The sequence below is a fragment of the Marivivens donghaensis genome (genome assembly GCF_011806565.1).
GTDB classification, from domain to species: Bacteria; Pseudomonadota; Alphaproteobacteria; order Rhodobacterales; family Rhodobacteraceae; genus Marivivens; species Marivivens donghaensis_A.
The window spans coordinates 99,257-113,805 of the sequence record NZ_JAATOP010000006.1 but is presented as its reverse complement, the minus strand read 5'-3'; the positions used below and the strand labels follow the sequence as shown (position 1 = coordinate 113,805).

Genomic DNA, 14,549 nt, shown 5'->3' with positions numbered 1-14,549 from the left:
AGGCGGACTATATGCATTGTGCGAGCCGCCGCCAATCCGGCGAATTGCGTCGTTTGTCGACTTTTCCAAACCGATCTGTCGGGGCATAAGCACCGCATGGATGAATCGCTCAAACTTCCCGGCCACGACTGGCCCGAAATGAAACCCGGTTGGGTATGGCTTTGCGGCGCTGGTCCGGGTGATCCGGGTCTGCTGACGCTCCATGCCGTCAACGCGCTGCGTCAGGCAGACGTGGTGATCTATGACGCGCTGGTTGATGAGGCGATCCTGAGCTGGGCTCCGCAGGCCGAGCACGTCTACGCAGGCAAGCGCGGCGGCAAGCCGTCGGCCAAGCAGCGCGACATCTCCCTGCGCCTCGTGGACCTCGCCAAAGAGGGCAAACGCGTTCTCCGCCTCAAGGGCGGCGACCCGTTCGTTTTCGGTCGCGGCGGTGAGGAAGCCCAGACGCTCGTCCAGCACGGCGTTCCTGTCCGCATCATCCCCGGCATTTCCGCAGGCATCGGCGGCCTGGCCTACGCTGGCGTACCCGTTACCCACCGCGATGTGAACCAGTCGGTCACGTTTGTCACGGGTCACGACCAGTCGGGCAACACGCCGCAATCGCTCGATTGGGAAGCGATCAGCAAGGGCTCGCAGGTCCTCGTGATCTACATGGGCATGAAGCACATCGCCCAGATCACCGAGTCGCTGCGCAATGCGGGCCGCCCCGCAAGCGAACCCGTTGCCGTGGTGACGAACGCCACGACCAAGAACCAACAGGTGTTGGAGACGACGCTCGGCACCATCGAGGCCGACATCGCCGCCGCCGGACTAGAGCCGCCCGCGATCATCTGCGTCGGCCGTTCGGTGCTGATGCGTCAGGTGCTCGATTGGCAAGGCATGGCCAACGGTGAAGCGCCGCGCAACCTCGATCCGCTGGGCCGCGGCAAGCCTGCCGAAAGCGCATGAGCGCTGGGCTGATCCTCGCGGCTCCGGCCTCCGGTTCGGGCAAAACCACGATTACACTCGGCATCCTGCGGGCCTTGGCGCGCATGGGTATCCCCGTGCGCAGCGGCAAGTCCGGCCCCGACTATATCGACCCGCGTTTCCATGAGGCCGCCACGGGCCAGCCGTGCCTGAACCTCGACGCTTGGGCGATGACGCCGGAGCGGATCAAGGGCATCGCGTGGGGCGACGATCTGATGCTGATCGAGGGCGCGATGGGCCTGTTCGACGGCGCGCCGCCTGATGGACGCGGCGCAACCGCCGACCTCGCCCGTCACCTCGGTCTGCCCGTCGTTCTGATCGTCGATGCGGCGAGCATGGCGGGGTCGATTGCTCCGCTCGTCGCTGGCTTCGCGGGCTTTGCGCCCGACGTCCGCATCGGCGGAGTGATCCTGAACAAGGTCGGCAGTCCGCGCCACGAAACGATGCTCCGCCACGCGCTCGAGCCGATGGGCATTCCCGTCCTCGGCGCCGTGATGCGGCAAACGGGGATCGTGACCCCTTCGCGCCATCTGGGTTTGGTCCAAGCCGAAGAGCGCACCGATCTGGAAGCGTTCCTCGACCTCGCCGCCGATCATGTCGCTGGGTCGGTTGATGTGGATGCCCTGACCGCGCTGGCCGAGCCGCTCCCCCAAGCGCGCCGTACACCTATTCAGCCACCCGCCCAGAGCATCGCCGTCGCCCGCGACCGCGCATTCGCGTTCAGCTATCCGCACCTCTTGCAGGATTGGCAGAGCGCGGGCGCCGAGGTGCGTCTGTTCTCTCCGCTCGCCAATGACCCGATCCCCGAGGCGGACCTGATTTACCTTCCGGGCGGTTATCCCGAGCTTTATGCTGGCCAGCTGACGGGTTTCATTGCAAGCCTTAAGAGTGCCGCTGAAACCACTGATATATATGGTGAATGCGGCGGATACATGGTGCTGGGCGATGGCCTCACCGATGCCGAGGGAACACGTCACGAGATGGCGGGCCTTCTGCGGCTGGAGACCTCGTTTGCCAAGCGCAAGCTCCACCTCGGCTACCGCGGTGTCCACGCAGAGCGCGGCCCGTTCACCGGCCACTGGGCCGCGCACGAATTCCACTACGCTACGACGCTGAAGGCCGAGGGCGAGCCGCTCTTTACCGCCAAGGATGCAGAGGGCAACGCGCAGCCACCTATGGGATTGCGACAAGGTCGCGCATACGGTTCCTTCGCGCACCTGATTGATCCGCGTTCATAAAGGCTTAAGAAGGTCGGGCCATATTTCGAGGTAACGATGACCGACTCTGTTTTGACGAACGACGCCCGCGCCAAACGCAACGTGACCGTACTGGTCATCGCCCAAGCGCTGCTGGGCGCCCAGATGCCGATGATTTTCGCGATCGGCGGTCTGGCAGGTAAGCAGCTTGCCTCAAATGCGTGCTTCGCGACGCTCCCGATTTCGATGATCGTTTTCGGGTCCATGACCACCGCGCCGTGGCTGTCGCCGTTCATGCAGAAATACGGTCGCCAGTCAGGATTTATGCTGGGCGCGACGGCGGGCATGATCGGCGCGATGATCTCGGCGGCGGGTCTTTACCTCGGTAATTTCGCGATCTTCCTGATCGGGTCGTACCTCACGGGTATCTACCAGTCCTCGCAGGGTTTCTTCCGCTTTGCAGCGACGGACACCGCGTCGGACGACTTCAAACCCAAGGCGATTTCCTACGTTATGGCGGGGGGCCTCGTGTCCGCCATCGTTGGGCCGCAGCTCAATAACTTCGCCAGCGGCACGATGAGCTACATCCCGTTCCTCACCAGCTACCTGATTATCATCGGGATTAACCTGTTCGGTCTCTTCCTGTTCCTCGGTCTCGACCTGCCCAAAGGCAGCCGCCGCGCGCCCGAAAGCGTTGCCGCCCTGCCCGCGCCGCGCTCCCGCAAGGAAATGTTACGCGACCAGTCGATCGTCGTCGCGATCATCGTCGGCATGGTCAGCTACGCGCTGATGAACCTCGTTATGACGTCCACGCCGCTCGCGGTCGTCGGCTGCGGCTACGGGACCGAGCAGGCGAACAACATCGTGACGGCCCACGTCCTCGCTATGTTCGTCCCGTCGTTCTTTACCGGCCACCTGATCGCCCGTTTCGGAGTAATCCGCATCATGAGCATCGGTCTGGTCATCCTCGCAGCCGCAGGCTTTGCCGCGCTGGCAGGCGTGCAATTGGCGGACGAGGCTGCGGCGCCGTCGCTCTTCAGCTTCTATGCGGGGCTGATCCTGCTGGGCGTGGGCTGGAACTTCGGCTTTATCGGCGCGACCACGCTGCTCGCGAAATCGCACGCCCCGCAGGAACGCGGCATCATTCAGGGCCTCAATGACCTCCTTGTATTCGGCGGAGTGACTGTGGCGTCAGTCGCATCGGGCGGTCTGATGAACTGTTCGGGCGGCGCGGCGATTGACGGCTGGACCGCCGTCAACCTCGCGATGGTGCCGTTTCTGACGCTCGCCGGCGGCGCGCTGATCTGGCTGGCGTTCAAGCCGAAGGGCTAATTACCAGCGGCCCGCAGCAGCCTTGAGCATGAGGCTGCCCTTGCGCCGGAACTCCGACGTATCGAGCCGACCTTCAGGCACTGCCTGCGGGTCGGCGATCGCCTTTTTCAGCAGCGCACGCGCACGCCATCCGGCACGCAGCGCGGGGGTCGCCGCACCGAAATCGGTTGACTGCTGCTTGTCCAGCATCCGCAAACCGTAGTCCGCAATATTCTTCACCTCGGCCAGCGTGCCGTGGGCGAAGGGCTTGCGGCCTGCCGCCTCAACCGCCGGCACGGCCATGAACCAGTTGGCGATGCCGCTAGCGATGGCCGCCTCGCGGATGTCTGCTTCCTGATCCTCGGAGGCTCCCAGAGCCAGCGCGGCAAGCACCATCAGGCTGCCCGCACTGCGGTCGATGTGGCCGATCACGTCTTCTTCGGAGGTGAACAGATCGCCGTTCAGGTCCCAGTACCGCGCGGTGATCATGGTCGAGAAAACCGACACCGGCAGCTGGGCCGACTGGATGACCGAGGCGAGCGGGCCGGCGACTTCGTGCGCGCGGGGCTCTGCGCCCTCGGCCGCTTCACCGACAATATCCTGCCACCACTGAAGCCGCATCTGCGCGATCATCGGCTCCTTGGTGATCCACGGTGCCTTCGCGATTTCGAGGTTGAAGGCGTAGAGCGGGAATAGCCGCTCGCGCGCCTCGGGCGGTGCGGACATCGCAGCGAGAAAGCGGTCCGGATCGCCCTTTTCAACCAGTTCGGCGCAAGCGGTCAGCGTCATACGGCCACGGCTCCGTCGCGGAAGAGCTTCCAGTTCACCGCGTCGAGCAGCGCCTCGAAGGACGCGTCGATGATGTTCTGCTTCACGCCGACGGTGGACCAACGGCGGCCCGTCGAGTCCTCGAAATCAATGATGACGCGGGTCACAGCTTCGACGCCGCCGTTGGTGATACGCACCTTGAAGTCGACGAGCTCCATGTCCTCGATGATCGCCTGATAGGGACCGAGGTCCTTGGCCAGCGCGTTCGACAGAGCGTTCACGGGGCCTGCGTCCTCTTCGCGGTCGGCCTGATCGTTCTCGTAGAAGCTGGTGACTTTCTGGGTGCCAATCCAGACGGAAACCACGGCTTCTGACACGGTCACGACCTCGCCTTTCGCATTGCGGCGGCGTTCGGAGATCACGCGGTAGCGGTCCACGTCAAAGAACGGACGCGGCTCGAACAGCATCTCGCGGGCCAGCAGTTCGAACGACGCCTGCGCGGTGTCGTAGGAATAGCCGAGCGCCTCGCGTTCCTTGATTTCGTCCAGAAGACGCGGCAGCGCGGGATCTTTGGGATCGACGTCGAAGCCAGCGTCGGCCAGACGGCGGCGCAGGTTCGACTGGCCTGCCTGATTGGACATCGGGATGATGCGGCTGTTGCCGACGAGGTTCGGCTCGATATGCTCGTAAGTGCTCGGGTCCTTGAGGATTGCCGACGCGTGCAGACCCGCCTTGTGCGCGAAGGCCGAGGCGCCGACATAGGGCGCCTGTTTCGCCGGAACGCGGTTCAGAATGTCGTCCAGAAGGCGCGACACCTTGCGGATACCGGCGAGCGCCTCTTCGGTGATGCCCGTCTCATAGGCCGACTTGTACGGCTCTTTGAGCAGCAACGTCGGGATGATCGTGGTGAGGTTGGCGTTGCCGCACCGCTCGCCCAGACCGTTCAGCGTGCCTTGGATCTGGCGCGCGCCTGCATCGACAGCGGCCAGCGAATTGGCGACCGCGTGGCCGGTGTCATCGTGGGTATGGATGCCAAGGTGATCGCCAGGGATGCCCGCCTCGATCACCTTGCCGACGATCTCGCGCACCTCGTGGGGCAGCGTGCCGCCGTTGGTGTCGCAGAGCACGATCCAGCGCGCACCGGAGTCGTAGGCCGCTTTGATCGCCTCAATGGCGTAGGGTGCGTTGGCCTTGTAACCGTCAAAGAAATGCTCCGCGTCAAACAGCGCCTCGCGGCCCGATTTGACGACATGCGCGACGGATGCGCGGATGTTCTCGGTGTTTTCTTCGAGCGTGATGCCGAGCGCGGTGCTCACGTGGAAATCGTGGGTCTTGCCGACCAGACAGACGGCGGGCGTGTTCGCGTTCATTACGGCGGCCAGAACGTCGTCATTTTCAGCCGAGCGCCCTGCCCGTTTGGTCATGCCAAAGGCGGCGAGCGTGGCCGTGTTCAGGTCCGGCACAGCGTTGAAGAAATCGCTGTCGGTCGGGTTCGCACCGGGCCAGCCGCCTTCGATGTAATCAACGCCCAGCTTGTCCAGCGCGGTCGCGATCTTCTGCTTTTCCGCGGTCGAGAATTGCACGCCTTGGGTCTGCTGACCGTCACGCAGCGTGGTGTCGTAGAGATACAGCTTTTCCTTGGACATCAGAGGCCCTCCAACTTGGCGGCGTCAAATCCGGCACCGGGTAACAGTTCAACGCCTGCCTTGGACATGCGGACCTCGACGCCCGCGTCCATCAGCGCTTTCTTCAACGCGTCGACCGCGCTGAAGTCCTTCGTTTCCATCGCCGCGGCACGGACAGCGGCGAGTTTGTCGGCATAGGCGGTCAGATCGACGCCCGCTGCCCATTCGCCCAGTTCGTCTGTCAGGAAACCCATGAACCGCGCGGAGGCTTTAAACGTGGCCGCGTCGCCTTTGGCCAGAACGTACAGGCGCGCGATGGCACCGGCGGTGTTCAGGTCATCGGCCAGCGTGTCGACCAGTTCGGCGTCGACCTCGCCCACGTCCACATCGGCGGTCAGGTTACGCCAGTTGCGCAGCGTCTGCTCCGCCTCGGCGCGCTTCTTGTCGGTCCAGTCCATCGGCTTGCCGTAGTGAGTGCCGAGCATCACCAGACGCACGACCTCTCCGGGGATGCCCTGATCCAGCAGGTCGCGGACGGTGAAGAAGTTGCCCAGCGACTTGGACATCTTCTTGCCCTCGACCTGAAGCATCTCGTTGTGCAGCCAGTAGTTGGCAAAGCCGCCCTCGGGGTGGGCGCAGCAGCTTTGGGCGATCTCGTTTTCGTGGTGCGGGAACTGGAGGTCGTTGCCGCCGCCGTGGATGTCGAAGGACGCGCCGAGCAGCTCATAGGACATGGCGGAGCATTCGATGTGCCACCCCGGACGGCCATAGCCCCACGGGCTGTCCCAACCGGGGGTGTCGGCATCGGACGGCTTCCAGAGGACGAAGTCCATCGGGTCCTCCTTGAACGGAGCGACCTCGACCCGCGCACCCGCGATCATATCATCGACCGAGCGGCCAGACAGCGCGCCGTAGTTTTCGTATGAGCGGACGCGGAACAGGACGTGGCCCTCTTTTTCGTAAGCGTGGCCCTTGGCGATCAGATCCTCGATCATGGTGATCATCGCACCAATCCACTCGGTCGCGCGGGGTTCCTGATCGGGGCGCATCGCGCCGAGGCTGTCCATATCGTCGTGATACCAGCCGATCGTCTCGTCGGTGATGTCGCGGATCGGGCGGCCCGTGGCGGCAGCGCGGGCGTTGATCTTGTCATCGACGTCCGTGAAGTTCCGCACGTAAGTCACGGATTTTTCGCCATAAACGTGGCGCAGCAGGCGATAGAGAATATCGAACACCAGAACGGGACGCGCGTTGCCAAGGTGGGCGCGGTCGTAGACCGTCGGGCCACAGACGTACATGCGCACATTCTGCGGGTCGATCGGTACGAAGTCCTCTTTCTTGCGGGACTTGGTATTGTGGAGTCGGATCGTCGTCATACGGCCTCTCTCGCGCACGGTTTTCGCCTGCGGGCTTTAGCAACTATCCTGTTCGGTGGAAACGTGAAAGAGCGGCCCGCGTGACTTTGTCAGCAGGTAATAATGCAGCAAATGATGATTGCGTTGCTCTTCATGTGCAAAGGGTTAGCACCCGTCTGCGGTCTGGTCCAGCATTTCTTGCAGCTTGCGAATGGTGTTGAGGTTACGAGCCGTGGTGTCGGTGCCCGTGGTGACCTTGTGCATCTTTTCGACCAGTTTGGAGCGGCCGATACCGTCGGGGGCATGGAGCCAGACAATCTGCCCAGATGCCGTGAGCGTTTCGCTTTCCGCCTTAAACTGAGCGAGCGCGTCCTGGTCGACGGTCGGCCTAGAGAAGCAGAAGAAGCCGTGGACGTGCTTGCCCTGTTCGGGGTCGAAGGGGCAGCTATTGGCCAGCGCGTCAAAGGTCTCGCGGTCATAAACGAGCGTCGGGATATCGAGGCCGAATGCGGACTTCATCGCCGATTGCAGAGCCGCAGCGTCTGCCTCTTCCGCTGCGAATGTCATGTTGCCAGACGCGATATATGTCTTTGCGTTCTGCCAGCCCAAGGTTGCCGCAAGCGCCTTCAGTTCCGCCATCGGCACCTTGTTGTTGCCGCCGACGTTGATGCCGCGCAGTAGCGCCACGTATGCCTGCATATCCGCCCCCTCTGGTTGCGGGCAGCGTGGCAAACGGCTTCTTAAAACGCAACAGGCCGCGCAAAAGCGCGGCCTGCCATCCAGTCTGAGGACCGGATTAGAAGTTGAAGCTGGCGCGAACAGCAACCGACGTCATGTCGATATCGTCGCCCGAACCTGCGTAGTCTTCGTATTCGTGCTTGAGGACTTCTGCACCAACGGTCCAGCTGTCGTTCCAAGCGTAGTCGGTACCGATACCGTAGACGTAACCGTCATCTTCGTACTCGGTGCCGCCGATGGTGGTGTTCAGCTGCGAGACACCTGCGGTTGCGTAGGGCAGCCACTGGCCGGCATCGTAACCAACGCGGACTTTGGCAGCCATTTCGCTGTCGACCGAGTTGTTGCCGTCTTCGATGTCGTAGCCGTCATAGGAGACTTCACCACCGACAACCCACGAACCCATGTCGTACTGGTAACCCGCGAATGCACCGTAGGATGCGCCGTCGGCTTCGTCTTCGTCAGTGACGTCAGCGTAGCCCAGCGACAGACCGGCGTAACCACCGGTCCAATCCATACCCATAACCGGTGCGGGCTCGACCACGACCACGTCTTGGACCGGTGCGGGAGCAGCCATGCCGCCAGCCAGAGCCGGACCAGCGAGGGTAGCAACAGCAGTGGAGGCGAGCAGAATATTTTTGATGAACATTGTATTTCCTTTCTGGGTGTGAACCCGTGTTCGGAAAGGGAAATGCGGCAGCGCGGCGATCAGTTCCGGCTGTTCCATCGATAGTTTGTGATGTGGTAAAAATACATCAACCCTTGGGTGGGGTGCTCACCGTTCCACCACCTACAGCTGCCTTCACGCCCGTGGTCGACGGGCAGGATGTCGGCAGCCCCCGCGCCACGCGAACAGCCAAGTATGCAAAGGCTTGCGCCTCCAGCATGTCACCGTCGAGGCCCACGTCCTCGACCGGCAGAACCTCGCAATCCATCGCCGCTTGGAGCATCTTCATCAGCGTGGCATTTTTCCGCCCGCCGCCGCAGACGAGCATCTTTGTGGGCTCGGTCGGGCAGTATTGCAGCCCTTGAACGACCGCCATCACGGAACAAGCCGTAAGGGTTGCCGCAGCGTCAGCGTCGCTGAGGTCCGCTACGGCATCGCTCAGACCTTTGAACTGGTCGCGGTCGAGCGACTTGGGCGGCAGGCGGTAGAAGTACCGATGCTCAAGGAAGTTCGCTACAATATCATCGTCCACATTGCCTTGCGCCGCCAGCGCGCCGTCCTCGTCATGAGACAGGCCGAGCCGCGCGGTCATCAGGTCGTTCACAGGCGCATTCGCGGGGCCGGTGTCGAAGGACAGCAAAGCGCCCTCTTCCTCCGGTTCGTCGTAGTCGGGATCGACCCAGGTGATGTTGCCAACACCGCCGAGGTTCAGGAAAGCGACCGGCTCGGTCGCGCCGATGAACTTGGCCAGTGCGAAATGGTAGAACGGCGCAAGCGGTGCGCCTTCGCCCCCGAGCTTCACATCGGCGCTGCGGAAGTCCCAGACGACCGGCTTTTCCAGCGCAGCCGCCAGCAGCCCGCCATCCCCGATTTGCAGCGTTCCGCGTCCGCGCGGTTCATGGGCGACGGTCTGGCCGTGAAAGCCAATCAGATCGACGTCCGCGAAACCTTCGAGGATCTCGCAATGCGCAGTTTCAACCACCTCTGCGGCGGCAACAAGCGCATCGCCCTGCCATTTGCCCAATGCGGCGCGCAGGATGGCGGTTTCTTCTGTGGTGTAGGGCCGGAATGCGGCCTCTCCGAACGATAAAATCTCAGTCCCGTCCGTCTCGATCACTGCGGCATCGACGCCGTCGAGTGACGTTCCGGACATAGCGCCAAGCGCTTTGACTGCCCCTGCCTTCAACATTGGCTTTCCCTTGTCCATTACCACGCTTATAGAGTGCCCCGTACTCAAACCAAGGACGAAATGATGACGTACCATCCCAAATCCGACTTCATGAATGTCATGATGCAACGCGGCTTCCTCGCGGACTGCACGGATTATCAGGGCCTCGACGAGGAACTAAGCAAAGGGGTGGTTCCGGGATATATCGGCTTCGACGCGACAGCGAGTTCGCTGCACGTCGGCTCGCTGATCCAGATCATGACCCTGCGTTGGCTGCAAAAGACAGGTCACAAGCCGATCACCCTCATGGGCGGCGGCACCACCAAGGTGGGCGACCCGTCGTTCCGTGCGGACGAACGCCCGCTGCTGACCGACGACAAGATCAACGAGAACATCGCCGGCATCAAAAAGGTCTTCTCGGCCTACATCGACTACGATGACACCACGCCGAACGGCGCGCTGATGCTGAACAACGCGGAATGGCTCGATGGTCTGAACTACCTCGAGTTCCTGCGCGATATCGGTCGCCACTTCTCGGTGAACCGGATGCTGTCGTTCGAGTCGGTGAAATCGCGCCTCGACCGTGAACAGTCGCTGTCGTTCCTCGAATTCAACTACATGATCCTTCAGGCTTATGACTTCCTCGAACTGAACCGCCGCTACGGCTGTCTGGTGCAGTTCGGCGGCTCGGACCAGTGGGGCAACATCGTCAACGGTATCGACCTGACCCGCCGCGTTCTGGATCACCAGATCTTCGGCCTGACCACTCCGCTGCTGACCACTTCGGACGGCAAGAAGATGGGCAAGACGCAGAACGGCGCGATCTGGCTGAACGAAGACCTGCTGTCCGCCTACGAGTTCTGGCAGTTCTGGCGCAACACCACCGACGCGGACACCGGCAGGTTCCTCAAGCTCTACACAGAACTTCCCGTGGAAGAGTGCGAGCGTCTTGGCGCGCTGGGCGGATCGGAGATTAACGAGGCGAAGATCATCCTCGCCAACGAAGTGACCGCGCTGCTGCACGGTGCCGAGGCTGCGAAAGCCGCCGAAGCCACCGCGCGTGAAGTGTTCGAAAAGGGCGGCGTCGGTGACGACCTGCCGACCCTGAGCATTCCGGCAGCCGAAGTCACTGACGGCATCTCGCTCGCGCAGCTCGTGGTGCGTTCGGGCCTCGCCAAGACCGGCAAGGAAGGCAAGCGCCTGATCGGTGACGGCGGTCTGAAGGTGAACGACGAGACCTGCACCGATGCGGGCCGCATGTTCTCGGCCGCCGATCTGGGCGAGCCGCTGAAGCTTTCGGCGGGCAAGAAGCGCCACGCGCTCGTCACGCTGGGCTGATCCGAGCGAAAACCAATTCAAACGCCGCTCCTTCGGGGGCGGCGTTTTGCGTTCTGCGGGCGGTTTGTGCGCCTATGCAGTCCGCAAGGCAAAGGCGGACCTTTTGCCGCACGTCCGAACCCGCTAAGGCTTGGCACAAGATATTTTCCAAAAGGTCGATTTATGGACAACGTTCGCGGTTCCATTCTCATGGTCTTGGCGATGCTCGGCTTCGCCATCGAAGACATGTTCATCAAACTGCTTTCCGCCCACCTGCCTGCGGGCGAGGTTCTGATGATCCTCGGCGTCGGCGGCGTGCTACTGTATTGGGTCGCGCTCCGCCGTCAGGGTGTGCCGCTGTTCAGCCGCGTGTTCTTCGAACGCGGCGTGGTCCTGCGCAACATTGCCGAGTTCGTCGGCACAGGCGCTTTCGTCGCGGCGTTCACGCTCGGCGAGATTTCGACGACTTCCGCGATCATGCAGGCGCTGCCGCTGGTCGTCACGATGGGCGGTGCGCTGTTCCTTGGCCAGCAGGTCGGCTGGCGCCGTTGGACCGCTATTTTCGTTGGCTTTATCGGTGTGGTGATCATCATCAACCCGCAGCCGTCGGGCGTTGATCCGCTGGCGCTTCTGGCGCTGGTCGCGGTGCTCGGCCTCGGATCGCGCGATGTCATCACCCGCCCGCTGCGCGGCCAGATCCACTCGCTGCAATTGGCGGCCTATGGCTTTGTGACAATCATTCCGCTCGGCGCGACGATGATGGTGCTGCAAGGCGAAACGCCCGTTGTGCCGCGCGGGATCGAGTATGTGTACCTGCTCGCCTGCATCTCTATCGGGGTCGTCGCCTACTATCTTCTGATCCTCGCGAGCCGGATCGGAGAGCTCGCTGTGGTTGCTCCTTTCCGTTACACGCGGATTCTGTTTGCGCTAACAGTGGGTGCTGTAGTATTTGCCGAGACGCTGGAACTCCACATGCTGGTGGGCTGTGCGATTATTGTCATGTCCGGAATCTATACGTTCTATCGCGAGTCCCGGGCGCGCCGCGCTTCCCTATCGTCAAGTGTACGGGTATAGCACTCGCGAAACTTTATTTTATTGACCGACAAGGATACGTCTCATGAGCATCATCATCGACATCCACGCACGAGAAATCCTCGACAGCCGCGGTAACCCCACCGTCGAAGTCGACGTCACGCTCGAAGACGGCACCATGGGCCGCGCCGCCGTTCCGTCGGGCGCTTCGACCGGCGCACACGAAGCCGTCGAAAAGCGTGACGGCGACAAGTCGCGCTACCTCGGCAAGGGCGTTCTGGAAGCAGTTGCTGCCGTGAACGGCGAAATCGCAGAAGCTCTCGTCGGTTACGACGCGCTGGAGCAGGTCGAAATCGACAATGCCATGATCGAACTCGACGGCACCGCGAACAAGGGCCGTCTGGGCGCCAACGCGATCCTCGGCGTCTCGCTCGCCGTTGCCAAGGCCGCTGCCGAGTTCACCGGCCAGCCGCTCTACCGCTACATCGGCGGCACCTCGGCCCGCGTTCTGCCCGTTCCGATGATGAACATCATCAACGGCGGCGAACACGCCGACAACCCGATCGACATTCAGGAATTCATGATCATGCCGGTTTCGGCAAACAACGTGAAAGAAGCCATCCGCATGGGTTCGGAAGTCTTCCACACCCTGAAGAAAGAGCTGTCGGCTGCTGGCTACAACACCGGCATCGGTGATGAAGGCGGCTTTGCTCCGGCACTGGAATCGACCCGCAAGGCACTCGACTTCATCCTCACCGCGATCGACAAGGCAGGCTACAAAGCCGGCGAAGACATCTTCCTCGCACTCGACTGCGCTTCGACCGAATACTACGTCGACGGCAAGTACGAGATGAAGGGCGAAGGCAAGTCGCTGACTTCGGAAGAGAACGCCGACTACCTCGCAGAGCTGTGCAACGACTACCCGATCATCTCGATCGAAGACGGCATGGCAGAAGACGACTGGGACGGCTGGAAGCTGCTCACCGACAAGATCGGCGAGAAGGTCCAGCTCGTTGGTGACGACCTCTTCGTGACCAACCCCGCCCGTCTGGCTGACGGTATCGAAAAGGGCGTTGCCAACTCGATGCTCGTCAAAGTGAACCAGATCGGCTCGCTGACCGAGACCCTGAAGGCCGTCGATATGGCTCACCGCGCGCGCTACACCAACGTGATGTCGCACCGCTCGGGCGAAACCGAAGACGCGACCATCGCCGACCTCGCAGTTGCCACCAACTGCGGTCAGATCAAGACCGGCTCGCTGTCGCGTTCGGACCGTCTGGCCAAGTACAACCAGCTGATCCGCATCGAAGAACTGCTCGGCACCACTGCCGAATACGCAGGTACCTCGATCCTGAAGAAGTAATTTCGGTCCACCCCGAAAAACGAAAAGCCCCGCGATTGCGGGGCTTTTTTGTTTTGCGGCCGTTTAGGCCAGAAGCCAGTCGGATGAACCTGCGCCGAAATCATCGACGTCCAGATCGGTCTTCATCACGATGACCTGCATGTCGGAGACGGCATCACCGTCCACATCGACATAAACAGTGGCGTGCTTGCCCTGATTGCTCCACCAGACCGAGTTCGCCGCCGCGCCGGTTTCCGAGATCAACAGCGTTTCGAAATCGTCGGTGGTGCTGTCGCCGTCCATCCAGGTGAAGTCAAGCTTGTCCGTGCCGCTGTCGAACTGCTTGATCTTGTCAGCCTTCTTGTTGTTGGCGCTGTCGCTGGTTTCCCAGAACACAAAGACGTCTTCGTCCTGATCCTTGCCAGCGACCATCAGATCCTTGCCGCCGCCGGAATAGAACACGTCAGCGCCCTTCCCGCCGTCCAGCTTGTCCTTGCCGCCGTCGCCCCAAAGTACGTCGTCGCCATTGCCGGACTTGATCTTGTCGTTGCCCTTGCCGCCGATCAAGAAGTCATCGCCGTTGCCGCTGGTGATCTTGTCGTTCCCTCCCGCGCCGTAGAACATGTTATCGCCGTACATCAGGCGGACGTTGTCGTTGCCCGCGAACACGCTTTCAAGGATCGCTTCGTCGTCATCGGTGGAGGGCGAGAGCACCGCAGAGATCAGATCCGCAATGTCGATATCAAGGCCGTAGATGTAGCCCATGATAGCCGGTTCATCACCCGAGATGTCCGCTTCGATCAACGCAGTGATCGTGCCCGACTGCGGGATGTTCGAACTGTCGATGACGAAATTCTCGCCGCCGAACGCGACTGCCCAATCGTAATCATAGAAGGCCGCCGCGAAGGCATCGCTGACATTGTCGCCGCCCAGATCGAAGTTGTAATCGAGGAATGTCAGGAATTCATCGGCTTCGCCAAATGCTTCGAGCGAGAAATCGGCAGGGAATTCAACGCCTGTATAGACCACTTTGACCATTGGGTAGCTCCATATTTTTCCGTTAGGTC

At 61.9% G+C, this 14,549-nt stretch carries 13 protein-coding genes; 6 read left to right on the top strand and 7 right to left on the bottom strand.

The genetic code is table 11. From position 1 onward, the window contains the following. Positions 1-96: 96 nt before the first annotated feature. Genes cobA through HCZ30_RS10485 form a run of 3 tightly spaced genes read left to right on the top strand, consistent with a single transcriptional unit; the run spans position 97 to position 3,494 of the window. Positions 97-948: a uroporphyrinogen-III C-methyltransferase gene (gene cobA / locus HCZ30_RS10495; protein ID WP_167638244.1), complete on the top strand. Its 852-nt coding sequence runs from the start codon at positions 97-99 to the stop codon at positions 946-948. Next, complete coding sequence (locus tag HCZ30_RS10490; RefSeq protein WP_167638243.1) at positions 945-2,204, top strand: cobyrinate a,c-diamide synthase; 1,260 nt, start codon at positions 945-947, stop codon at positions 2,202-2,204. The genes cobA and HCZ30_RS10490 overlap by 4 nt, the downstream gene beginning before the upstream one ends. 36 nt (positions 2,205-2,240) lie before the next feature. Next, positions 2,241-3,494, top strand: coding sequence for an MFS transporter (locus tag HCZ30_RS10485; protein ID WP_167638242.1), 1,254 nt, complete (start codon positions 2,241-2,243; stop codon positions 3,492-3,494). On the opposite strand, the gene HCZ30_RS10480 is transcribed toward HCZ30_RS10485, so the two are convergent. The 6 genes from HCZ30_RS10480 to HCZ30_RS10455 form a co-directional block, all read right to left on the bottom strand. Further along, the gene (locus tag HCZ30_RS10480; protein WP_167638241.1) at positions 3,495-4,262 is read right to left on the bottom strand and encodes a squalene/phytoene synthase family protein; all 768 of its coding nucleotides are present in this window, start codon (positions 4,260-4,262) and stop codon (positions 3,495-3,497) included. It abuts the gene before it with no gap. After that, on the bottom strand, positions 4,259-5,887 hold the full coding sequence (gene cimA / locus HCZ30_RS10475; RefSeq protein WP_167638240.1) for a citramalate synthase: 1,629 nt from the start codon (positions 5,885-5,887) through the stop codon (positions 4,259-4,261). The genes HCZ30_RS10480 and cimA overlap by 4 nt, the downstream gene beginning before the upstream one ends. Beyond that, complete coding sequence (gene cysS / locus HCZ30_RS10470) at positions 5,887-7,242, bottom strand: cysteine--tRNA ligase (RefSeq protein WP_167638239.1); 1,356 nt, start codon at positions 7,240-7,242, stop codon at positions 5,887-5,889. Before cysS ends, cimA begins: the two co-directional genes overlap by 1 nt. Before the next feature lie 144 nt (positions 7,243-7,386). Then, positions 7,387-7,920: a DUF1697 domain-containing protein gene (locus HCZ30_RS10465; RefSeq protein ID WP_167638238.1), complete on the bottom strand. Its 534-nt coding sequence runs from the start codon at positions 7,918-7,920 to the stop codon at positions 7,387-7,389. Positions 7,921-8,017: 97 nt separating this feature from the next. Next, the gene (locus HCZ30_RS10460; RefSeq protein ID WP_167638237.1) at positions 8,018-8,605 is read right to left on the bottom strand and encodes an outer membrane protein; all 588 of its coding nucleotides are present in this window, start codon (positions 8,603-8,605) and stop codon (positions 8,018-8,020) included. Between the two features lie 106 nt (positions 8,606-8,711). Beyond that, on the bottom strand, positions 8,712-9,812 hold the full coding sequence (locus tag HCZ30_RS10455; RefSeq protein WP_167638236.1) for an anhydro-N-acetylmuramic acid kinase: 1,101 nt from the start codon (positions 9,810-9,812) through the stop codon (positions 8,712-8,714). A 63-nt stretch (positions 9,813-9,875) separates the two neighbouring features. On the opposite strand from HCZ30_RS10455, the gene tyrS reads away from it, so the two are divergent. The 3 genes from tyrS (at position 9,876) to eno (ending at position 13,503) form a co-directional block, all read left to right on the top strand. Further along, entirely contained in the window at positions 9,876-11,129 is a 1,254-nt protein-coding gene (gene tyrS, locus HCZ30_RS10450) for a tyrosine--tRNA ligase (RefSeq protein WP_167638235.1), read from the top strand. 162 nt (positions 11,130-11,291) lie between these two features. Next, on the top strand, positions 11,292-12,182 hold the full coding sequence (locus HCZ30_RS10445) for a DMT family transporter (protein WP_167638234.1): 891 nt from the start codon (positions 11,292-11,294) through the stop codon (positions 12,180-12,182). A 43-nt stretch (positions 12,183-12,225) separates the two neighbouring features. After that, a complete protein-coding gene (gene eno, locus HCZ30_RS10440) occupies positions 12,226-13,503 on the top strand; it encodes a phosphopyruvate hydratase (protein ID WP_167638233.1) in 1,278 nt (425 codons plus the stop codon). Between the two features lie 63 nt (positions 13,504-13,566). On the opposite strand, the gene HCZ30_RS10435 is transcribed toward eno, so the two are convergent. After that, on the bottom strand, positions 13,567-14,520 hold the full coding sequence (locus HCZ30_RS10435; RefSeq protein WP_167638232.1) for a calcium-binding protein: 954 nt from the start codon (positions 14,518-14,520) through the stop codon (positions 13,567-13,569). Positions 14,521-14,549 lie beyond the last annotated feature (29 nt).